Raw genomic sequence first — 21,583 nt, forward strand, 5'->3', positions numbered from 1 at the left:
TTGGTCTCTCTGAATGCGCGTGTACGTCTTGCAATCCATGCCCCGGTGAGTGGCTTACAGACACGGCACAGTGCGGCGATCCAGCCGCCAGGCGCTTGGTCTGTTCAGGGGTGGGCAGGCCCGGCAAAGGTGATGCCTTTTTCCGCAGCGTGCTTAAGTGCTGACCTGTGCCGATCTCGGAAAGTTCGACTTGTTTTCGTCATAAATTCCAAGTGGTTCATGGCCAGCCCTCCGAGTGTAGGAGACAACGTGACAAAGTTGTGACCCGTCGGTCACTTTTCGTGAGTGACAGGCTTATTCAGTTTTGTAACAAGTCGTCTCGTAGCCCCATTAGATGGCTTTCAGACACCGTTTCGACCCTAGACGCCTAGGGGGTTGCAACTCTTGTGCCTTGTGCGCGACGGTCAGTGACAAGGGCGCAGCGCCTGATACATCTTCAAGAACCCAACGGGCCCACGAAACCAGTCTCCCTGCTGTGCCAGGCAAGCCTGCCCCAGATAGCGATCTGCTCGTCAACACGCGAAGCCACGAAATCTACCTTCTTGACAGGACCGTTCATGGAACCCTTCACCCAAAACCCTGCCCCAGCATGGGGCATGCAGACGTCTGCGTGCTCACTCATTTGCACCCAGCACTCCAGTAGGGCTAGCCCACATGAATCTCGCCGACCCTGCCAGGCGGATGCTGAACCCTGGGCCACGCCGCTGGACTAACCTGAAACGGCACGTGTCCTGTCATTCGTTCTGGAAAGGAGCCATACATGCAACTGGGAATCGTCGGGTTGGGCCGCATGGGCGGCAATATCGCAAGGCGCCTGATGCGCGCCGGTCATGCCACCGTGGTCCACGACCGCAACAACGAGGCGGTCGGCACATTGGTGCAGGAGGGCAGCACCGGTGCCCACGACCTGGAAGCGCTGGTCAAGGCGCTCGACACGCCACGGGCGGTGTGGGTGATGCTGCCGGCCGGTGAACCCACCGAGCAGACCATCCAGAAGCTGGCCGAACTGCTCGAGCCAGGTGACGCGATCATCGACGGCGGCAACACGTTCTACAAGGACGATGTCCGCCGCGCCGCGATGCTCGCCGAGCGCGGCCTGCACTACCTGGACGTCGGCACTTCGGGCGGTGTCTGGGGCCTGGACCGCGGCTACTGCATGATGATCGGCGGCGAGAAGGACGCGTTCGAGCGCCTGGAGCCCTTGTTCAAGGCGCTGGCTCCCGGCGTCGGCGACATTCCCCGTACCCAGGGCCGTGAAGGCGAGCCTGGCCGTGCCGAGCAGGGCTACATCCATGCGGGCCCACCCGGTGCCGGGCACTACGTCAAGATGGTGCACAACGGCATCGAGTACGGCTTGATGCAGGCCTATGCCGAAGGCTTCGACCTGCTGCGCAGCAAGGGCTCAGAGCACCTGGCGCCGGAACATCGCTTCGACCTCGACACGGGTGAGATCGCCGAAGTCTGGCGACGTGGCAGCGTGGTCAGTTCATGGCTGCTCGACCTGACGGCCGACGCCCTGGTGGCCGACCCTCAGTTGGCACACTTCAACGGTGCGGTCGGTGACAGTGGCGAAGGGCGCTGGACCATCGATGCCGCCGTCGAACAGGCCGTGCCCGTGCCCGTACTGTCCAGCGCGCTGTTCGCCCGATTCCGCTCGCGTCAGCAGCAGGGCACCTACGGCGACAAGCTGCTGTCGGCCATGCGCCTGGGCTTTGGTGGCCATGTCGAGAAACCCGAATGAAGACAGACTCGATCCCTGCCGCCCCCGCCTGCACCTTGTTCCTGTTCGGCGCCAGCGGCGACCTGGTCAAGCGCCTGCTGATGCCAGCGCTGTACAACCTGGCCCGCGACGGTCTGCTCGACCCCGACCTGCGCATCGTCGGCGTGGACCACAACACCTCCACCGCCGCTGAATTCGGCGACCGCCTGCTGACCTTCATGCGTGAGCGCGACACGGGCGGGGAGGGCGCCACCCAGCTTGACGAAACCCTGTGGTCCAGCCTTGCCGAGCGTCTGGAGTACCAGACCGGCGATTTCATGTCGGTCGACACCTACACGGCCATTGCCGAGCGCATCGGGCAGACCACGCACGGCAATGCAGTCTTCTATCTGGCCACCGCACCGCGCTTCTTCCCTGAGGTCGCGCAGCGCCTGGGTCAGGCCGGTCTGTTGGACGAAAGCCAGGGCGGCTTCCGGCGTCTGGTCATCGAAAAACCGTTCGGCACCGACCTGGCCAGCGCCGAGGCACTCAACGCATCCTTGCTGAAGGTCATGGGCGAGCGGCAGATCTACCGCATCGACCATTATCTGGGTAAAGAGACGGTGCAGAACATCCTGGTCAGTCGCTTCTCCAATGGCCTGTTCGAATCGTTCTGGAACAACCATTACATCGACCACGTGCAGATCACTGCCGCCGAGACCGTGGGTGTGGAGACCCGCGGCGCCTTCTACGACACCACCGGGGCCCTGCGTGACATGGTGCCCAATCACCTGTTCCAGTTGCTGGCGATGGTCGCCATGGAGCCGCCGGCCGCCTTCGCCGCCGATGCCGTGCGCAGCGAAAAGGCCAAGGTCATCGGGGCGATCCGTCCATGGTCGCCGAAGATGGCATTGAAGAACTCGGTACGCGGCCAATACGTCGCCTCGGCGGGCGAAAAGCCGCTGCCGGGCTATCGCGATGAGGCCAATGTCGATCCCGACAGCCAGACCGAGACCTACGTGGCGCTCAAGGTGATGATCGACAACTGGCGCTGGGTCGGCGTGCCGTTCTACCTGCGCACCGGCAAGCGCATGAGCGTGCGCGACACCGAGATCGCCATCTGCTTCAAGCCGGCGCCCTACGCGCAATTTCGTGAGTCGGAAGCCGAGCGGCCCAAGCCGAATTACCTGAAGATCCAGATCCAGCCCAACGAAGGCATGTGGTTCGACCTGCAGGCCAAGCGCCCGGGGCCTGAGCTGATCATGGAGAACGTCGAACTGGGCTTCGCCTACAAGGACTTCTTCAAGATGACCCCGGCCACCGGTTACGAAACCTTGATCTACGACTGCCTGACCGGTGACCAGACCCTGTTCCAGCGGGCCGACAACATCGAGAATGGCTGGCGTGCGGTGCAGCCGTTCCTCGATGCCTGGGCGGCCGGAGGCGAGGTGCACACCTACGCGGCCGGCGAGGACGGCCCCGAGGCGGGCAAGGAACTGCTGAGCCGTGACAAACGCGAATGGCACCCGCTGGGTTGATCGATCTGTTCTGGAGAAGACATGCCAGCTTTGATCGAAGACTATGCCCTGCTGGGCAACTGCCGCAGTGCAACCCTGGTGAACCGCGACGGGTCCATGGACTGGCTGTGCCTGCCGCGTTTCGATGCGCCGGCCGTGTTCGCCGCGCTGCTGGGCAACGAGGAGAACGGCCGCTGGCGCATCGCCCCCACGGACCCGGTCGAGACGGTCGAACGCGCTTACCTGGAAGACACGCTGGTCTTGCAGACCACCTACGTGACCGCCGGTGGCCGTGCCCGTGTCAGCGACTGCATGCCCATGGGCGAGCACAATACGGTGGTGCGGATCATCGAAGGACTGGTTGGCGAGACCGCTTTCGAGATGGACCTGGTGCTGCGCTTCGACTATGGCCGCAGCGTGCCCTGGGTCGAGAAGCTCGACCCGTTGACCGTCAGCGCCGTGGCCGGACCGGATCGGTTGATCCTGCGCAGCACCGTCGAGACCCATGGCATGGACCACCACAGTGTCTGTCGTTTTCGCGTGGCGGCCGGCGAACGCCAGGTCTTCAGCCTGACCCATCAACCGTCGCACCTGCCGCCGGAAGCGCCCGTAGACGTCGAAGACGCTGTACGGCACAGCATCGAACAGTGGCAAGCCTTCGCCGCACGTTGCCCTGACGTCGGGGAATGGACGCCACTGGTGCGCCGTTCCCTGCTGACGCTCAAGGCCCTGACCTATGCGCCGACCGGAGGCATCGTCGCGGCGGCGACCACGTCGCTGCCCGAGCGCATCGGTGGCGAACGTAACTGGGACTACCGGTTCTGCTGGTTGCGCGATGCCACCATGACCCTGCTGGCGTTCATGAACCTGGGCTATTTCGAAGAGGCCCAGGCCTGGCGCGAGTGGTTGTTGCGTTCGGTAGCGGGGAACCCTGAACAGATGCAGATCATGTACGGCCTGGCCGGCGAGCGGGATCTTCAGGAATACACCTTGCCGTGGCTGGCCGGCTACGAGCACTCGCAACCCGTCCGTGTCGGCAACGGCGCAGCCGGGCAACACCAGCTGGACATCTATGGCGAGGTCGCCGACGCCATGACGCAAGCGGTCAAGGGCGGCTTGCCGACCCACCCGCGCAGCGCCTCCATCGCTCGCTTGATCATGCCGCATGTGGAGCGCATCTGGCGTGAGCCGGACGAGGGCATCTGGGAAGTCCGCGGCGGCAGCCAGCACTTCGTGCATTCCAAGGTCATGGCCTGGGTGGCCTTCGACCGCGTCGCCAGCCTGGCCGTGGATACTCCCGAGGATCATGAACGGGGCGTGCACTACCGACAGGTCGCCGACCAGATCCACCGTGAGGTCTGCGAGCGCGGGCTGGACCCGACGGGCCAGCACTTCGTGCAGGCCTATGGCTCGAGCGAAACCGACGCCAGTCTGCTGCAGATCGCCTTGACAGGCTTTCTGCCAGCGGACGATCCCCGCTTCCTGCGCACGCTGGAACAGATCGAGCAGCGGTTGCTGCACAACGGCCTGTTGCTGCGCTACGACACCGAAAGCGCATCCGATGGACTGTCGACGGGCGAGGGGACGTTCCTGGTCTGTTCGTTCTGGCTGGCCGACGTCTACGTGCTGCTCGGCCGTCGGGACGATGCGCTGACCCTGTACCAACGGCTGACCGGGCTGTGCAACGAGGTCGGCTTGCTGGCCGAGCAGTACGATCCGGTGAGCCAGCGCATGCTGGGCAACTTTCCGCAGGCGTTCAGTCACATCGGCATCATCAACACGGCCCTGAACCTGCACCGTTCGTCGTGTCCCGTGCGCGATCGGGCCCATTGTGCTGAGGAGCCCGTGGTGCGGTGGTCGCCGGTCGGCGAAGGCGCGCACGTCGGCTAGGCAGACGGGTGGATCCAAAAATGGCATAGTGGCCACATTTCAACGCCGATTCCGCGGGGGGTCGGCGTGTGTCATGAGGTCGTCCGCGATGTTGCCCACTGCCAGTTCCGACACGATGTACCGCCTGCTTGTCCAGGGCGTCATCGACTATGCCATCTACATGCTGACGCCTGAGGGCGTGGTCGCCAACTGGAACACGGGTGCACAGCGGGCTAAGGGATATGCCGCCGAGGAGATCATCGGACGACACTATTCGGTCTTCTACACCGAATCGGAGCGCAAGGCAGGCGTCGCGCAACGCAACCTCGACCGGGCGCGCCAGGAAGGGCGTTTCGAGGACCAGGGCTGGCGCCAGCGCCAGGATGGCTCCACGTTCTGGGCCCATGTGGTGATCGATGCCGTGCATGACGAGGCCGGCGAGCTGATCGGCTTTGCCAAGATCACCCGGGACATCAGCGAGCGGCGCCAACACGAACTGGAGCTGCTGGCGGCCAAGGAGCTGGCGGAGAGCTACAGCCACGAGATGCAAGTGCTGTCGCGGTTCCTGGACTCGGTGATCGCACACATTCCCGCCAGCATCGTCGTCCAGGACATCCATAGCCAGCGCATCCTGCTGGCCAACCCACAGGCCGAGCAGCTCTTCTGCGGCGCGCTCGGTGGCATGGTCGGACGCCTTCCGGAGGACACGCTGGCACCGGAAACCGCGCACTACCTGCGCCAGCAGTTGGCCTGGGGGGCCGAGCGTGCCCAGGCACAGGTCAGCGAGGTTCGCGTGCCGACCCTGCTGGGCACGCGCACCCTGCGCAGCCGCGTCTTGCGCTGCGAAAACGATGTCGCCACCGACAGTTACGTCTTGTTCATCGCCGAGGACGTCACGGAAGAGCGCGCCGCCCATGCGCGGATCCAGCACATGGCCCACCACGATGCGTTGACCGGGCTGCCTAACCGCACGCTGTTCAACGAGCACCTGCGCAAGGCCCTCGAACGTGACGGTGCCAATGGCCGGGTCACCGCGACCCTGTGCCTGGACCTGGACAACTTCAAGAACGTCAACGATGCCCTGGGCCATGCCTTCGGCGACAAGCTGTTGCGCGCCTTGAGCGGGCGCCTGCGCCGTGAGTTGCGCGACCAGGACACCCTGGCGCGTCTGGGGGGCGATGAGTTTGCGGTGGTGCTCTGCGACCTGGCATCCCCGACGCTGGCGCAAACCACCGCCCAGCGGCTGATCGACGCGGTCGTCCCTCCGTTCCACATCGAAGGTCACCGTTTCTCGTTGGGCTTGAGCATCGGCATCGCCTTCGCCCCGGCCGACCATTACCAGGCCGAGCAGCTGCTTGGCTATGCCGACATGGCGCTGTACGAGGCCAAGCGTCGAGGCCGCAACCGCCACGAAAGCTTTCACGTTGCCCTCGATGCCGCCGCGCGCAAGCGACGGCTGGTCGAGACCGACCTGCGCGCAGCCTTGCACCTGGGGCAATTGCACCTGCATTACCAGCCGATCGTCGACCGCACCGGCGAAGTGGTCACCGGCTACGAAGCGCTGGTGCGCTGGGACCATCCCAGCATGGGCCTGATCATGCCCATGGACTTCATCCCCATCGCCGAGGAGTCCGGGCTGATCCACGAGGTCGGCAGTCGCGTGCTCAACCTGGCCTGTCGCGAAGCTGCTCGCTGGAGCGGCGAGCAGACGATCGCGGTCAACCTGTCACCCAAACAGTTCAAGAACAGCCACCTGGTGGAGGACGTGGCCCTGGCATTGTCGGACTCGGGCTTGCCGGCGCAGCGCCTGGAGCTGGAGATCACCGAGTCGGTGCTATTGGAGAACAGCGAGGAGAACATCCGTACCCTGCGTGCGCTCAAGCAGATGGGTGTCGGCATTTCCCTGGACGACTTCGGCACTGGGTATTCCTCGCTCGGCTACCTGCGTTCGTTCCCGTTCGACCGGATCAAGATCGACAAGTCGTTCGTTCACGAGATGGGCGAGAGCCGCGAGGCGCTGTCGATCATCCGCGCCATCACCGGTTTGAGCAGCAGCCTGCTGATCAAGACTACTGCCGAAGGCGTGGAGTCGCGTGAGCAGATGCTGCGCCTGGCGGATGAAGGCTGCTCGCACCTGCAAGGCTATCTGTTCGGGCGGCCCGGCCCGATCATCGAACACGCAGTCTGTCCACCGACGCGGGCGACGTGACGCCAGGCCCTGCCATGACGACAGGGCACCGGGCTGAGGTATAGTCCGGGCTCTGGCTCATTCTTCGCAGGAGTGTCGCGTGAATCCCTACACCGCCTTCAAGGTCGAACTGACCGACCACATCGCCCACATCCAGATCGACCGTGCCGACAAGGTCAACGCCATGCATGCGGCGTTCTGGGAGGAGATCGTCGAGGTCTTTCGCTGGGCCGACGAGACCGATGCCGTGCGCGTGGTGGTGCTCAGCGGCGCAGGCAAACACTTTTCCGCCGGCATCGACCTGAGCCTGCTGGCCTCGGTGGCCGGCCAGCTGGGGCCTGACGTCGGCCGCAATGCACGCACGCTGCGCCGTACCATCCTGCGCCTGCAAGCTTCGTTCGAGGCGGTCGATCAGTGCCGCAAACCGGTGCTGGCGGCCATCCAGGGCTATTGCCTCGGCGGGGCCATCGACCTGGTCTCGGCCTGCGACATGCGCTATTGCAGCGCCGATGCGCATTTCTCGATCAAGGAAATCGACCTTGGCATGGCCGCCGATGTCGGAACCTTGCAACGCCTGCCCCGGATCATCGGCGATGGCCTGCTGCGCGAGCTGGCCTACACCGGGCGCGCGGTCGAGGCGCAGGAAGCCTTGCGTATCGGGCTGGTCAACCGCATCTATGGCGACACGCCCGCGTTGTTGCAGGGTGTGTTCGAGATCGCTGCGCAGATCGCTGCCAAGTCGCCGCTGGCCGTGGCCGGAACCAAACGCATGATCAGCTACATGCGCGACCACAGCGTGGCCGATGGGTTGGAATACGTCGCCACCTGGAACGCGGCGATGCTGCAATCGCAGGATGTGCGCGTGGCCCTGCTGGCGCACACGAACAGACAGACACCTGATTTCGCCGACTGACGATGGTCGGCACTGCTCAAGGAACCCTCGAATGTCGTCACGTTGGAGCACTGCGGTACTGGATCCGGCCCTGCCCGGTGGATTGGCCGTCGCCCGTGGGCCGGAGGGCTTCCTGGTCGGCGAACGGGGCCCGGTGTTCGACCGAGGCTGGCTCAAGCGCCAAGGGCTGGACGTCCTAGGTGAGCATGGCATCGGGCATCTCGAGGGACAACCGCTGTTCCTGCTCGAGCTGCGCCATACCGCCAGCGTGCCGGGTCACCGCTGGCAAGGGCTGCGCACCTTCATGCTGGAAGGCGACTACACCGTCTACCAAGTACTGGGCTACGCCGCGCAAATCGGCACCTGGGCGCGCGAGCACCGTTTTTGCGGCAGTTGCGGCCAGCCGACCACCCAGGTGCGCTGGGAGCGGGCGATGCACTGCGCCGCGTGCGGCCTGCGCAGCTATCCACGGATTTCACCCAGCATGATCGTGCTGGTGACCCGAGGCGACGAGGTCCTGCTGGCGCGTTCGCCGCGCTTCGTGACCGGGGTCTACAGCACCCTGGCCGGTTTCGCCGAGCCGGGCGAGTCGGCCGAGGACTGCCTGGTGCGCGAGGTGCGCGAGGAAGTGGCGGTGCAGGTGCGCGACATTCGCTATGTCGGCAGCCAGTGCTGGCCGTTTCCGCATTCCATGATGCTGGGCTTTCATGCCGAGTACGCCGGGGGCGAGATCGTCATGCAACCGGAGGAGATCGAGGATGCCCGCTGGTTCGACATCCACGACCTGCCGCCACTGCCGGCCACGCGTTCGATCGCGCGCCACCTGATCGACCTCTATGTGGCGCAGCGTCTAGGCCTGCCCGAACCAGTGCTGCCAGGCTAGGCGCACGGTCAGGGCCAGCACCACGGTGATGAACACCGGGCGAATGAACTTGCTACCACCGCTGATGGCCGTACGGGCGCCGAAGAAGGCGCCGCCCATCACCGACAGCCCCATGGCCAGGCCGACGATCCAGTCGACCTGACCAGAGAAGACGAACACCGACAGTGCCGCCGCGTTGCTGACGAAGTTCATGCTGCGCGCCACGCCGCTGGCGCGTACCAGGTCGACCGGGTAGAGCAGCAGAGTGCTTACCGTCCAGAACGCGCCAGTGCCGGGACCGGCGACACCATCATAGAAGCCCAGCGACAGGCCCTGGGGCAATTGCCAGGTCTTGCGGATCGGCGCGTCGGCCTCGGCAGGGGCTTTCGGCGTACCGCCGAACAGCAGGTACAGGCCACAGGCGAAGACCATGACCGGCAGCATCTTGTTCAGCCATTCGGCCGGCAGGTAGTGAGCGACGATGGCGCCCAGCAGCGCACCGACCAGGGTGCCGCCGATCGCCAGGCGCCAGTGCGCCGGGTGGAACAGCTTGCGCCGGTAGTAGGTGAGGGTGGCGGTGGCCGAGCCGAAGGTGGAGCTGAGCTTGTTGGTGCCCAGTACCAGGTGGGGTGGCATGCCGGCGGTCAGCAAGGCAGGCACGGTCAGCAGCCCGCCGCCGCCTGCGATGGCGTCGATGAAGCCGGCGAGAAAGGCGACGCCGATGAGGATCAGCAGGGTGAGAGGTTCTACGGTGAGTTCGAAAGGCATGGGGCAAGGCGCGCTTGAAGGGTGGGGGAGGTCAGGTTCTGCAGCAAGGTGGGTTCATCGCTGTCAAGCCGACGCCCCTGTCGATCGCGCATCCCTGTTCTTGGTCTGCAGTGTTGAGGGGCGCGCCAGGCGCACGGGCGTCTGTTTCCCGCTCGTCACTGCCTGCCACGCGTATTGCCCTTCAACCGCCCCATGGTAACCAGCAACGGACGGTCCTGTCAGCCTCGAAACGCCTGCCTGTCCAGCCTCTGGGCTCAGCGCCTCATGGGGCTGTGTGAAAACAAGGCAGATGAAAGCAGGCCGTCAATCTGCCTTGCGTGCTCGCCGCTGCCGGGGTGCCCCCGATGCCGCCTTGCCAGTGGTATTTTTGGCCGTGGTCCCTTCGCCCGAACGGGCTGCACTGGGTTTACGCTTCTTCTTCCAGGGCGTGCCTGCTCGGCCCGCCGGCGTAGCGGGGCCCGTGATGGTCAGGCGCATGCCCGCACAGCGTTCCACCAGTTTGCCCACCCAGGCCGACTGCCGCGTGACGAACTCCTCCAAGGTCATCTCGCCACTTTGCACCATGTCCAGCGCCTGCTCCCAGATCGCCGTGGTTCCAGGGTCGGCGATGGCCTTGGGCACGGCGGCGATCAGGCTGCGGGCGGCCGGCGTGGCGACCAGGGCCTTGCCGTTCTTGACCAGGTAGCCTCGGTCGAGCAGCCCCTGGATGATGTTGGCCCGGGTCGCCTCGGTGCCGATGCCGGTGGTTTCCTTGAGCTTCTGTTTGAGTCGTGGATCCTCGACCCACTTGGCCACGTTCTTCATGGCCTTGATCAGGTCACCTTCGGTGAACGGTTTGGGCGGTTGCGTCCACAGGTCCTTGAGCAGTACATCAAGCATCCGGCAGACCACGCCCTGGCTCAGCGCAGGCAGCACCTGGGCAGGCGGGGCTTCACGGCCCTTGGCAGGCGTCAACGCTTCCGGCAGGGCGCGGCGCCAGCCGGGTTCGACGATCTGCTTGCCCACCGCACGCAGGGCGTGGCCGGCGCTGTCGAGCTCGGCCTGGGTGCGGTCGTACTCGTGGTGAGGCAGGAACTGCGCCAGATAACGCGCTCGAATCAATGTGTACACCGCCTTGGCCGTGCGGGGCAGGCGTTCCGGGTCGCTGGCGGCAGCCGTCGGAATGATGCCGTGGTGCGCGGTGACCTTGGCATCGTTCCAGGCACGCGAGCGGCGCTGTGGCTGCAGGTACGGTTGCAGCGAGGCCAGGCGTGCGTCGGCGCGTTGCAGGGCCGACAGGATGCTGGCCGCCTCGCCATGCTGGCTCAGCGGCAGGTAGCCGCAGTCGCTGCGCGGGTAGGTGATCAGCTTGTGCGTCTCGTACAGCGACTGGGCGATGTCCAGCGTTTCCTGTGCGCCCAGGCCCAGCTTCTTCGAGCACACCTCCTGCAGGGTGCCAAGATCGAACGGCAGGGGCGCGACCTCACGCACACGCTCGGTGGCCACCTCGAACACCGTCGCTGCGCCTGCGGCACACATCGCCTGTGCCGCTTGCTCGGCGACCTCGCGCTTCAGGCAGCGACCCTGATCGTCGCTCTGGTCCTCCGGCACACGCCAGTGGGCGGTAAAGGAGGTGCCGGCATGGTCGAGCTGTGCTTCGATGGCCCAATAGGGCATGGGGACGAACGCCTCGATGCTGTGATCGCGATCGACGATCAGGCGCAAGGTGGGCGTCTGCACGCGCCCGACGGGCAGCACCCCTTGATAGCCGGACTGGCGCCCGAGCAGGGTGAACAGACGGCTCATGTTCATGCCGATCAGCCAGTCGGCGCGCGAGCGCCCCAGCGCCGAATGGTAGAGCGTGAAGGTTTCCTGGCCAGGCCGTAGTTGCCCGAGCGCCTTGCGGATCGAGGCTTCGTCCAGCGCCGACAGCCACAGCCGCTGGATCGGGCCGCGGTAGCGGCAGTGCTCGACCAGTTCACGGGCGATCATCTCACCCTCGCGGTCGGCGTCGGTGGCGATCACCAATTCGCGAGCTTCACCGAGCAGGCGCTTGACCACCTTGAACTGGCTTGCCGTCTTGGGCTTGACCAGCATCTTCCAGGCGGGCGGGATGATCGGCAGATCGCTCAACACCCAGCGCTTGTAGCGCTCGTCATAACTGTCCGGTGGGGCGGTCTCCAGCAGATGGCCAATGCACCAAGTGACGCAGACGTCAGTGCCCTGCCAGCAACCGTCACCTCGCCGACGGGCGCCCAGGACGCTGGCGATGTCCTTGGCTTGGGAGGGTTTTTCGCAGAGGAACAGGCGCATGGGGCGCAAACGCTTCGTGAAGGGTCGAGGCCTGTCAGGATGGGGAAAATCGGGGCGGGAGGCAAGCGTTATCTGTACGGATGTACAGGTGAGCGGGGAAGCAGTGGCCAGTTGCACAAGGTATCAGGGTGATTGCCCGAAGGACTCTGCAGGTCATCGCGGGCAAGCCCGCTCCACAAACGGCTTGCGCAGCCATGCCTGCAACTACAGTCTGCAGAGATCTGTGTGGGAGCGGGCTTGCCCGCGATGACGGTAGCAGCCTCGCCACCGTCCCGCAGGTCAGTCAAATCAGGCTTCGCGCACCATGTCCACGTGCGGAATCCCTGCCTCGAGGAACTCTTCGCTCACCACGCGAAACCCGAACTGCTCGTAGAACGCCGTCGCGTGCACCTGGGCGCTGAGCGTCTGCTGCGTCAGGCCTTGCTGTTCGGCTTCCTGGATCACCGCCTCGAGCAACAGGTGGCCCACCTTCAGGCCGCGCCAGTCCTTGAGCACCGAGACCCGGCCGATGGTACCGTCGCGCAACAGGCGTGCGGTGCCGACCGGATAATCCCCTTCGAGCGCCAGGAAGTGCAGCGCCGTAGCATCCTCGGCATCCCATTCCAGCTCGGGCGGCACGTGCTGCTCGGCCACGAACACGGCCTCGCGGATGCAGCGGATGGCCGCGTTGTCCTTGTGCCAGTCGGCCAGGCGCACGCGTACCTTATTCATCGGCGAAGCCCAGGCTGCCTTGCTTGACCAACTGGCAGACCACGGTCAGGCCGTCTTCGTCTTCCAGCCACGGTGCCAGGTTCTCGATGTGCAGGGCGTCGGCGGCGCAGACCAGCTTGAGCAGCTCGCGCAAATGCCCCGGCAGCAGGCGGCTCTGGCCGCTGGCGAACAGCAGCAGGTCATCGTCGACTTCCGACCAGGCCATCCGCGCACTCGGGTTGCGAATCAGGATGGCGCCTTGCTCGAGGCTGTCGATCAGGTCCTCTTCGGTCAGTTCTTCACCGCTCACCAGCTCAGGGTAGCGTGGTTCTGTCATGAACTGGCCGAACCAGGTCAGCAGCAGGCGCTCGTCGCCCATGTGCTCGCTCAGCAGGGCCTTGAGGCGGTCGAGCGAATCACGCTGGATCTGGTGCGGGTCGCGCACCGGCTCGGCGTCGGCATCGCTGTAGCGCTCTTCGTCCGGCAGGAACTGGCTGAGGAAGTCGGTGAAGTGGGTCAGCACTTCGGCCGCGCTCGGTGCACGGAAACCGACCGAATAGGTCAGGCAATCGTCTTCGGCCACGCCGTAGTGCGCCAGGCGAGGTGGCAGGTACAGCATGTCGCCAGGCTCGAGCGTCCACTCGTCGCTCTGCTCGAAGTCGGCGAGGATGCGCAGGTCGGCATGGGCGATCAGCGGGCTGTCGCTGTCGCACACCTGGCCGATCTTCCAATTGCGCTTGCCCATGCCCTGCAGCAGGAACACATCGTAATTGTCGAAGTGCGGACCGACGCTGCCGCCCGGCGTGGCGAAGCTGATCATCACATCATCGATGCGCCAGCTGGGCAGGAAGCGGAAGTGCTCCAGCAGTTCGGCCACTTCCGGGACGAACTGATCGACCGCCTGCACCAGCAGCGTCCAGTCGCGCGCGGGCAGCTCGGCGAACGTCTCCTCGGTGAAGGGGCCGCGGCGCAGTTCCCAAGGGCGCTCGCCATGCTCCAGCACCAGGCGCGATTCGACTTCGTCTTCCAGGGCCAGGCCGGCCAGTTCGTCGGCGTCGATCGGGCTCTCGAAGTCGGTGAAGGCCTTGCGCACCAGCAACGGCTTCTTCTGCCAGTAATCGCGCAGGAACTCGCGTGCCGTCAGGCCGCCCAGCAGCTGAAGTGGGGTATCAGGATTCATGCTCAACCTATTGATAAAACTGGATTTGGGGTCGCGAATAAAAACGCCCGGCCAGGCCGGGCGTCGCACGCAAGGCGTCGATCAGATGCGTCTGGCCTGCTCGGCGGCATTGCCGATGTAGCGCGCCGGGGTCAGCGCCTTCAGCTCGGCCTTGGCCTCGGCCGGCATGTCCAGGCCGTCGATGAAGGTCAGCAGCGCCTCGGGGGTGATGCCCTTGCCACGGGTCAGCTCCTTGAGCTTCTCGTAGGGGTTCTCGATGTTGAAGCGGCGCATCACCGTCTGGATCGGCTCGGCGAGCACTTCCCAGCAGGCGTCGAGGTCGGCGGCGATGCGCTGGGTGTTGATTTCCAGCTTGCCGATGCCCTTGAGGCTGGCTTCGTAGGCGATCACGCTGTGCGCAAAGCCCACGCCCAGGTTGCGCAGCACGGTGGAGTCGGTCAGGTCACGCTGCCAGCGGGAGATCGGCAGCTTGCTCGCCAGGTGCTGGAACAGCGCGTTGGCGATGCCCAGGTTGCCTTCGGAGTTCTCGAAGTCGATCGGGTTGACCTTGTGCGGCATGGTCGAGGAGCCGATTTCGCCCGCGACGGTCTTCTGCTTGAAGTAGCCCAGCGAGATGTAGCCCCAGACATCACGGTCGAAGTCGATGAGGATGGTGTTGAAGCGCGCGATGGCATCGAACAGCTCGGCAATGTAGTCGTGCGGCTCGATCTGGGTGGTGTAGGGGTTGAACACCAGGCCCAGTTCGTCTTCGATGAAGGCGCGGGCATTGGCTTCCCAGTCGATCTGCGAGTAGGCCGACAGGTGCGCGTTGTAGTTGCCCACGGCGCCGTTGATCTTGCCCAGCAGCGGCACGGCAGCCACCTGGGCGATCTGGCGCTCCAGGCGGTACACCACGTTGGCCAGTTCCTTGCCCAAGGTCGTCGGCGAGGCCGGCTGGCCATGGGTGCGCGACAGCATCGGCACGTCGGCGTGCAGGTGGGCCAGGGCGCGGATGGCGTCGGCGATCTGGCGCATCAGCGGCAGCAGCACGTCGTCGCGGCCGGCGCGCAGCATCAAGGCGTGGGACAGGTTGTTGATGTCTTCGCTGGTGCAGGCAAAGTGGATGAACTCGCTGACCTTGTCCAGCTCCGGCAGTTGCGCCGCCTGCTCCTTGAGCAGGTACTCGATGGCCTTGACGTCATGGTTGGTGGTGCGCTCGATTTCCTTCACACGCTCGGCATGCTCGAGCTGGAAATCGGTGGCCAGGCGGTCGAGCAGGGCATTGGCCTGCGCGGAGAAGGCTGGCACTTCCTCGATCTGCGGGTGGGCGGCCAGGCGTTGCAGCCAGCGGACTTCGACCAGGGCCCGGAAACGGATCAGACCGTATTCACTGAAGATCGGGCGCAAGGCCTGGGTTTTGCCGGCGTAGCGGCCGTCTACGGGGGAAACCGCGGTGAGCGAGGAAAGCTGCATGGCGTATTCTCGGACAGTCAGGCTTTTGGAGGGCGCATATCATACATGAAAAGCGCGACCTTGCGTCGCGCACTGCACACCATCGGTCTCGGACAGCCGGCTTGGGCCCAAGTGCCGCGCCGTGAATGCGAACATTCCGCCGTCCGTCGGTGCGCCGCGTGGCACCCGTACCCTTGGGCCGACACCGCGACCGCAGGCCCTTGTCGTCAGGTGCGCATCATCCCGTACAGCTCGTTGAGCAGCTTGCGTCGGCTGAACACCAGCTGCCAGCGATGCCCGCCCACCTGGCGCCACAGCCGCGCGGCACGGATGCCCGCCAACAGGATGGCACGGATCTTCGAGGCATTGCTCGCCTGTTGCAGGAAGCGGGTATCGCCATGCACCTGAATGCGCTGGCGCAAGGTGCTCAGGGTGTCCTGGTACAAGGCCCCGCACGAGGCGATCACGTTGTCGTGCACCAGGCCGAAGTGGTCGGCCTGGGCCTGAATCTGCGGTAAGCGTTGGCCGATGATGCCCAGCAGGTCATCACGCTTGCCCAGGTGACGCTCCAGGCCAAGCATGGACAGCGCATAGCGCAGGGGCTCGCGCTGCAGGCTGCTGGGGTCGCGCTCGAGCGCGCCGGCCAGCGCGCGGTAACCGTCGCGCAGGTGCAGGTCGCTGCCGCCGAAGACCTGCAGCGTGGTGTCGGGGTCACGCACCAACAGGCTGCCGAGCATGCACCCCAGCTCGGCCTCGCCGGCCTGACCGGTGCGTGCGATACGGTCGACCAGCACGGCCGCCTGGAACACGGCGCCCAGTGCGACCAGTTGCTCCTGGGTCGTGTTCATGCGCGCGGGCTCCACGGCTCTGCCGTCTCGATCACACCACCGCCCAGGCAGATCTCGCCGTCGTAGAACACCACCGATTGCCCGGGCGTGACGGCACGCTGGGCTTCATCGAACACGGCGCGGTAACCGTCTTCAGTGCGCTCCAGTACGCAGCCCTGGTCACCCTGCCGGTAACGGACCTTGGCCGTGAGCCGGCGTGGGGTGGACAGGTCGACCGGGTTGACCCAGAAGATCTCCGAGGCCAGCAGCGCGCGGGCGAACAGCCAGGGGTGATCGTTGCCCTGGCCGACCACCAGCACGTTGCGAACGAGGTCCTTCTCGAGCACGTACCAGGGTTCGTCACCGGCATCCTTCATGCCGCCGATACCCAGCCCCTGGCGTTGGCCGATGGTGTGGTACATCAGGCCGTGGTGACGACCGATGACGTCGCCGTCGGTGGTTTCGATGTCGCCGGGCTGGGCCGGCAGGTACTGCTTGAGGAAGTCGCTGAAGCGGCGTTCGCCGATGAAGCAGATGCCGGTCGAATCCTTCTTCTTGGCCGTGGCCAGGCCATGCCGTTCGGCGATGGCGCGGACCTGGGGCTTTTCCAGCTCACCGACCGGAAACAGCGTCCGTGCGATTTCCTGGCCGCCCACGGCGTGCAGGAAGTAGCTCTGGTCCTTGTTTGGGTCCAACCCCTTGAGCAGTTGCGTTTCGGTCTCGGTGTCGCGTCGACGCACGTAGTGGCCGGTGGCGATCAGGTCGGCGCCCAGCGACAGGGCGTAGTCCAGGAAGGCCTTGAACTTGATCTCGCGGTTGCAGAGGATGTCGGGGTTGGGCGTGCGACCGGCCTTGTACTCCTCGAGGAAGTGCTCGAACACGTTGTCCCAGTATTCGGCGGCGAAGTTGGCGGTGTGCAGGGTGATGCCGATGCGATCGCACACAGCCTGGGCATCGGCCAGGTCTTCGCGGGCGGTGCAGTAGTCGGTTCCATCGTCCTCTTCCCAGTTCTTCATGAACAGGCCTTCCACCTGGTAGCCCTGCTCGATCAGGAGCTGGGCGGAGACGGAAGAGTCCACGCCGCCGGACATGCCGACGATGACACGGGTCTGGGCGGGGTCTTTGAGTGCTGGGCTGGTCATGGCTACCGGTGTGTATCTGGGAAAAACGCCGATTCTAGCAGGCCGCTTCGCGAACGTCAGTCGCGCAGCAGTGCAAGGCTGTGCAGTGGGCCGGCCAGGTAATCGTCGATGCAGCGTGGCACCAGCTCGCTGCGCCAGCGATCCGGCTCGGCCAGCAAGGCTTCCCGGCTCAGCCATACCGCCCGGACGATGTCGGCGTCCAGTGCGCGTTGTGGATGATGGCGTACGGCGCGTGCGGCGAAGCAGATGCGCTGGTAGGTCACGCCGTTGCTGGGCGCCGTATAGAGGTAGATACCGACCACGCCGGTCAGCTCGACCTCCCAGGCCGTCTCTTCGAGTGTTTCGCGCAGGGCCGCCTGGCATAGCGTCTCGTTCGGTTCGAGGTGCCCGGCGGGCTGGTTGAACACGTGCTTGCCGGCCTTGAATTCCTCGACCATCAGGAATCGGCCTTGATCTTCGATGACCGTGGCGACGGTGATGTGGGGGTGCCAGGGCATGGGGGCTCCTTAGGGGGGAGTGGCAAGTTACAAGCTACAAGCTACAAGCTACAAGCTACAAGCTACAAGCTACAAGCTACAAGCGGACGGTAGTGCGGTGAGTCAGGTGTTGACAGGACGTCGAGACGGCGCTGACGCTCTCGCTTGCCGCTTGCCGCTTGCCGCTTGCCGCTTGCCGCTTGCCGCTTGCCGCTTGTCACTCAAAAAGCAAGAACCCCGGTGCGTGGCCGGGGTTCTTGCCGATCGCCAGGTGGCTTACAGGGCCGCGAGGGCGCTGTTGAAGGTGGTGCTAGGGCGCATCACCTTGGCGGTCAGTTCAGGGTTCGGCGCGTAGTAGCCACCGATGTCGGCCGGCTTGCCCTGAACGTCGTTGAGCTCGGCGACGATGGTCGCTTCGTTCTCGGTCAAGGCCTTGGCCAGCGGGGCGAAGCGCGCTTGCAGCTCGGTGTCGTCGTTCTGCGCGGCCAGGGCCTGGGCCCAGTACAGGGTCAGGTAGAAGTGGCTGCCGCGGTTGTCGATGCCGCCGACCTTGCGCGCCGGCGACTTGTTGGTGTCGAGGAACTGGCCGGTGGCCTTGTCCAGCGTGGCTGCCAGCACCTTGGCTTTGGGGTTGTCGTAGACTTCGCCCAGGTGCTCCAGCGAGGCGGCCAAGGCCAGGAACTCGCCCAGCGAATCCCAGCGCAGGAAGTTCTCTTCCACCAGCTGTTGCACGTGCTTGGGGGCCGAACCGCCAGCGCCGGTTTCGAACAGGCCCCCACCGTTCATCAGCGGGACGATCGACAGCATCTTGGCGCTGGTGCCCAGCTCCATGATCGGGAACAGGTCGGTCAGGTAATCGCGCAGCACGTTGCCGGTCACCGAGATGGTGTCCTCGCCCTTGCGGATGCGGTCCAGGGAGAACTTGATCGCGTCGACCGGCGCCATGACGCGGATGTCCAGGCCGTTGGTGTCGTGATCCTTGAGGTAGGTCTGGACCTTCTCGATCATCACGGCGTCGTGGGCACGGGCCGGGTCCAGCCAGAACACGGCCGGCGTATTGCTCAGGCGTGCGCGGTTGACGGCCAGCTTGACCCAATCCTGGATCGGCGCGTCCTTGGTCTGGCACATGCGGAAGATGTCACCGGTCTCGACGGCCTGCTCCATCAGCACCTTGCCCTGGCTGTCCGACACGCGGACCACGCCGTCGGCCTTGATCTGGAAGGTCTTGTCGTGGGAGCCGTACTCTTCGGCTTTCTGCGCCATCAGGCCCACGTTCGGCACGCTGCCCATGGTGGTCGGGTCGAAGGCGCCATTGGCCTTGCAGTCTTCGATCACGGCCTGGTAGATGCCGGCGTAGCAACGGTCCGGGATGATCGCTTTGGCATCCTGCAGCTCGCCGGCGGCGTTCCACATCTTGCCCGAGTCACGGATCATGGCCGGCATCGAAGCGTCGACGATGACGTCGCTCGGCACGTGCAGGTTGGTGATGCCCTTATCGGAGTTGACCATGGCCAGGGCCGGACGCTCGGCGTACAGGGCCTGAATCTCGCCTTCGATGGCGGCCTGCTGGTCGGCCGGCAGGTCCTTGAGGCGCGCATACAGGTCACCGATGCCGTTGTTGGCATTGAAGCCGGCCTTGGCCAGGGCGTCAGCGTGGCGGTTGAGCACGTCGCCATAGAAGGCTTCGACGATGATGCCGAACATGATCGGGTCGGAGACTTTCATCATGGTGGCTTTCAGGTGCACCGAGAACAGCACGCCCGACGCCTTGGCGTCTTCGATCTGCTGCGCGATGAAGGCCTTGAGCGCCTTGCGGCTCATGACGGCGCAATCGACCACCTCACCCGCATTGACCGCGGTCTTTTCCTTCAGCACGGTGCTGTTGCCGTCTTTGCCCACCAGCTCGATGCGCAGGCTGCCGTCGGCTTCGATCAGCGCGGCTTTCTCGCTGCCGTAGAAGTCGCCGTTGTCCATGTGCGCGACGTGCGAGCGCGACTCGGCGCTCCAGGCGCCCATCTTGTGCGGGTGCTTGCGTGCGTAGTTCTTCACCGACAGCGGTGCACGACGGTCCGAGTTGCCTTCACGCAGCACGGGGTTGACGGCGCTGCCCTTGATGCGGTCGTAGCGGGCGCGGGACTCTTTCTCGGCGTCCGTGGCCGGTTCGTCGGCGTAGTCGGGAATGGCGTAGCCCTGGGCTTGCAGCTCCTTGATCGCGGCCTTGAGCTGCGGGACCGAGGCGCTGATGTTGGGCAGCTTGATGATGTTCGCTTCAGGGGTGGTCGCCAGTTGACCCAGTTCCGCCAGGTGATCGCCTACCTGCTTCTCGGCGCCAAGCTGCTCGGGGAAGGCGGCCAGGATACGGCCGGCCAGCGAGATGTCGCGCGTTTCGACGGCGATGTCGGCCGACGCGGTGAACGCTTCGATGACAGGCAGCAGTGAATAGGTGGCGAGGGCAGGGGCTTCGTCGGTGAAGGTGTAGATGATCTTGGAACGGGAGGGCATAGGCGGGTTAACTCTCTGTTTTGCCGAGCGTGCCCGGTCTCGAGAGGCGCTGTGTGGGCGCTACGTCCAGGCCTGGGCGTGGACGGCTCGAGCGGCAGCGAAGCGGTGATGGTGGATGCATCAGTCGAGCGTCATGGGCCTGACGTGCCAGGCACGTCGGGCAGGTTGGCCGTCAAGGCCGGTGGGCGAGCCGTGTCTTTCCATGGGTTCGCCCGGTGACCCTACGGTCAGGGCCGGAGTATAACAAACACGGCATCAAAATCGGCAAGGCGGGCATGATATCGATTCGTTTCTACGACCAAAGATGTAGTAAAAGGCGGGGTGGCGCGCAGGCGCGAGTACACCGATCGCTCGTCGAAACGACCGGTGGGAAGGTGGGGAGCATGGAGGCTAGCGGGTGTGCGCCAGCTCCGGAGCCTCCAGTGAAGCGTCTTCGACCGTGGCCGGTGCCGGAGTGATGTTGATGGCATGCAGGCCCTTGGGGCCCTGAACGATGTCGAACACGACTCGCTGGCCAGCCTTCAAGGTCTTGTAGCCGTCTATCTTGACCGCCGAATAATGGGCGAACAGGTCTTCGGTCGAATCGTCCTTGTTCACGAAGCCGTAGCCCTTGGCATTGTTGAACCACTTGACTTTACCGCTGGTCATCCTCATGTCCCTCTGCAAAGGCTCCATCACTGGAGTATCATCGACGTCATCCGCATACGAACCTGCGAAAAAATCGGGTTGACTGCGCGGATCTTTATTGACCACGGTGGGCTCTATATTGGTTGTAACACCGATTCGCCGATAGTCAAGGTCACGTGGCGGCTGCAGCGTCGCAGGCCTGCGCGATCCGACCCACTACCTTAACCTGTCGATGTGATGAAATTCTTTCCATGCATGCAACCAGCCAGATTCGACTAACATTCAATCAGGATCGCCAGCAGTCGCATGACGACGACGGCGCCGGTCTGGCGACTCAGGAAGCCAAGCCCGCCCTGCAGGCGCCACCCATGTACAAGGTGGTACTGTTCAATGATGACTACACGCCGATGGATTTCGTCGTCGAGGTGCTCGAAACGTTCTTCAATCTGAACCGCGAGCTGGCGACCAAGATCATGCTGACCGTCCACACCGAAGGACGGGCAGTCTGCGGATTGTTCACCCGCGACATTGCCGAGACCAAGGCCACGCAGGTCAATCAATACGCGAGAGAAAGCCAGCATCCGCTACTCTGTGAAATCGAGAAGGACGGTTAAACGCCGA

The 21,583-nt window shown here is 64.7% G+C and carries 17 protein-coding genes; 7 read left to right on the forward strand and 10 right to left on the reverse strand.

Going from position 1 to position 21,583, the window contains the following annotated elements; all coding sequences use genetic code 11:
- Positions 1-760: 760 nt before the first annotated feature.
- The 6 genes from gnd (at position 761) to nudC (ending at position 9,048) form a co-directional block, all read left to right on the forward strand.
- Positions 761-1,741 (forward strand): phosphogluconate dehydrogenase (NAD(+)-dependent, decarboxylating), encoded by a 981-nt coding sequence (gene gnd, locus G7007_RS04615; RefSeq protein ID WP_181099372.1) that lies wholly within the window; start codon positions 761-763, stop codon positions 1,739-1,741.
- Positions 1,738-3,237 (forward strand): glucose-6-phosphate dehydrogenase, encoded by a 1,500-nt coding sequence (gene zwf, locus G7007_RS04620; protein ID WP_181099374.1) that lies wholly within the window; start codon positions 1,738-1,740, stop codon positions 3,235-3,237. The genes gnd and zwf overlap by 4 nt, the downstream gene beginning before the upstream one ends.
- 21 nt (positions 3,238-3,258) lie before the next feature.
- Positions 3,259-5,106, forward strand: a complete 1,848-nt coding sequence (locus tag G7007_RS04625) for a glycoside hydrolase family 15 protein (protein WP_181099375.1) — start codon at positions 3,259-3,261, stop codon at positions 5,104-5,106.
- A gap of 88 nt (positions 5,107-5,194) precedes the next feature.
- Complete coding sequence (locus G7007_RS04630) at positions 5,195-7,294, forward strand: sensor domain-containing protein (protein WP_181099377.1); 2,100 nt, start codon at positions 5,195-5,197, stop codon at positions 7,292-7,294.
- A 79-nt stretch (positions 7,295-7,373) separates the two neighbouring features.
- The gene (locus tag G7007_RS04635) at positions 7,374-8,186 is read left to right on the forward strand and encodes a crotonase/enoyl-CoA hydratase family protein (protein ID WP_181099379.1); all 813 of its coding nucleotides are present in this window, start codon (positions 7,374-7,376) and stop codon (positions 8,184-8,186) included.
- Between the two features lie 31 nt (positions 8,187-8,217).
- Positions 8,218-9,048, forward strand: coding sequence for an NAD(+) diphosphatase (gene nudC / locus G7007_RS04640; RefSeq protein ID WP_181099381.1), 831 nt, complete (start codon positions 8,218-8,220; stop codon positions 9,046-9,048).
- On the opposite strand, the gene G7007_RS04645 is transcribed toward nudC, so the two are convergent.
- The 10 genes from G7007_RS04645 to cspD all read right to left on the reverse strand — a co-directional run bounded on the left by G7007_RS04645 (position 9,016) and on the right by cspD (position 20,989).
- Positions 9,016-9,795: a TSUP family transporter gene (locus G7007_RS04645; protein WP_181099383.1), complete on the reverse strand. Its 780-nt coding sequence runs from the start codon at positions 9,793-9,795 to the stop codon at positions 9,016-9,018. The genes nudC and G7007_RS04645 overlap by 33 nt on opposite strands.
- A 303-nt stretch (positions 9,796-10,098) precedes the next feature.
- Positions 10,099-12,087 carry a DNA topoisomerase III gene (locus G7007_RS04650; protein ID WP_181099385.1) on the reverse strand — a complete coding sequence of 663 codons (1,989 nt, stop codon included), beginning with the start codon at positions 12,085-12,087 and terminating at the stop codon, positions 10,099-10,101.
- Between the two features lie 288 nt (positions 12,088-12,375).
- Positions 12,376-12,798, reverse strand: a complete 423-nt coding sequence (locus tag G7007_RS04655; protein WP_060393957.1) for a GNAT family N-acetyltransferase — start codon at positions 12,796-12,798, stop codon at positions 12,376-12,378.
- Positions 12,791-13,957, reverse strand: coding sequence for a ribosomal protein uL16 3-hydroxylase (locus G7007_RS04660; protein ID WP_181099387.1), 1,167 nt, complete (start codon positions 13,955-13,957; stop codon positions 12,791-12,793). The genes G7007_RS04655 and G7007_RS04660 overlap by 8 nt, the downstream gene beginning before the upstream one ends.
- Positions 13,958-14,038: 81 nt before the next feature.
- Positions 14,039-15,409 carry an adenylosuccinate lyase gene (purB, locus tag G7007_RS04665; protein ID WP_181099389.1) on the reverse strand — a complete coding sequence of 457 codons (1,371 nt, stop codon included), beginning with the start codon at positions 15,407-15,409 and terminating at the stop codon, positions 14,039-14,041.
- 206 nt (positions 15,410-15,615) lie between these two features.
- Positions 15,616-16,236, reverse strand: a complete 621-nt coding sequence (hflD, locus tag G7007_RS04670; RefSeq protein ID WP_181099391.1) for a high frequency lysogenization protein HflD — start codon at positions 16,234-16,236, stop codon at positions 15,616-15,618.
- Positions 16,233-17,357 carry a tRNA 2-thiouridine(34) synthase MnmA gene (mnmA, locus tag G7007_RS04675; RefSeq protein WP_181099393.1) on the reverse strand — a complete coding sequence of 375 codons (1,125 nt, stop codon included), beginning with the start codon at positions 17,355-17,357 and terminating at the stop codon, positions 16,233-16,235. Before mnmA ends, hflD begins: the two co-directional genes overlap by 4 nt.
- Before the next feature lie 56 nt (positions 17,358-17,413).
- Positions 17,414-17,854: an NUDIX hydrolase gene (locus G7007_RS04680; protein WP_181099395.1), complete on the reverse strand. Its 441-nt coding sequence runs from the start codon at positions 17,852-17,854 to the stop codon at positions 17,414-17,416.
- 255 nt (positions 17,855-18,109) lie between these two features.
- A complete protein-coding gene (locus tag G7007_RS04685; RefSeq protein ID WP_181099397.1) occupies positions 18,110-20,335 on the reverse strand; it encodes an NADP-dependent isocitrate dehydrogenase in 2,226 nt (741 codons plus the stop codon).
- Positions 20,336-20,725: 390 nt separating this feature from the next.
- Positions 20,726-20,989 carry a cold shock domain-containing protein CspD gene (gene cspD / locus G7007_RS04690; RefSeq protein ID WP_375139476.1) on the reverse strand — a complete coding sequence of 88 codons (264 nt, stop codon included), beginning with the start codon at positions 20,987-20,989 and terminating at the stop codon, positions 20,726-20,728.
- Positions 20,990-21,213: 224 nt separating this feature from the next.
- Between cspD and clpS the strand changes: the two genes are divergently transcribed.
- A complete protein-coding gene (clpS, locus tag G7007_RS04695) occupies positions 21,214-21,576 on the forward strand; it encodes an ATP-dependent Clp protease adapter ClpS (protein WP_181099401.1) in 363 nt (120 codons plus the stop codon).
- Positions 21,577-21,583: the final 7 nt, after the last annotated feature.

The organism is Pseudomonas entomophila (assembly GCF_013523125.1).
GTDB classification, from domain to species: Bacteria; Pseudomonadota; Gammaproteobacteria; order Pseudomonadales; family Pseudomonadaceae; genus Aquipseudomonas; species Aquipseudomonas entomophila_B.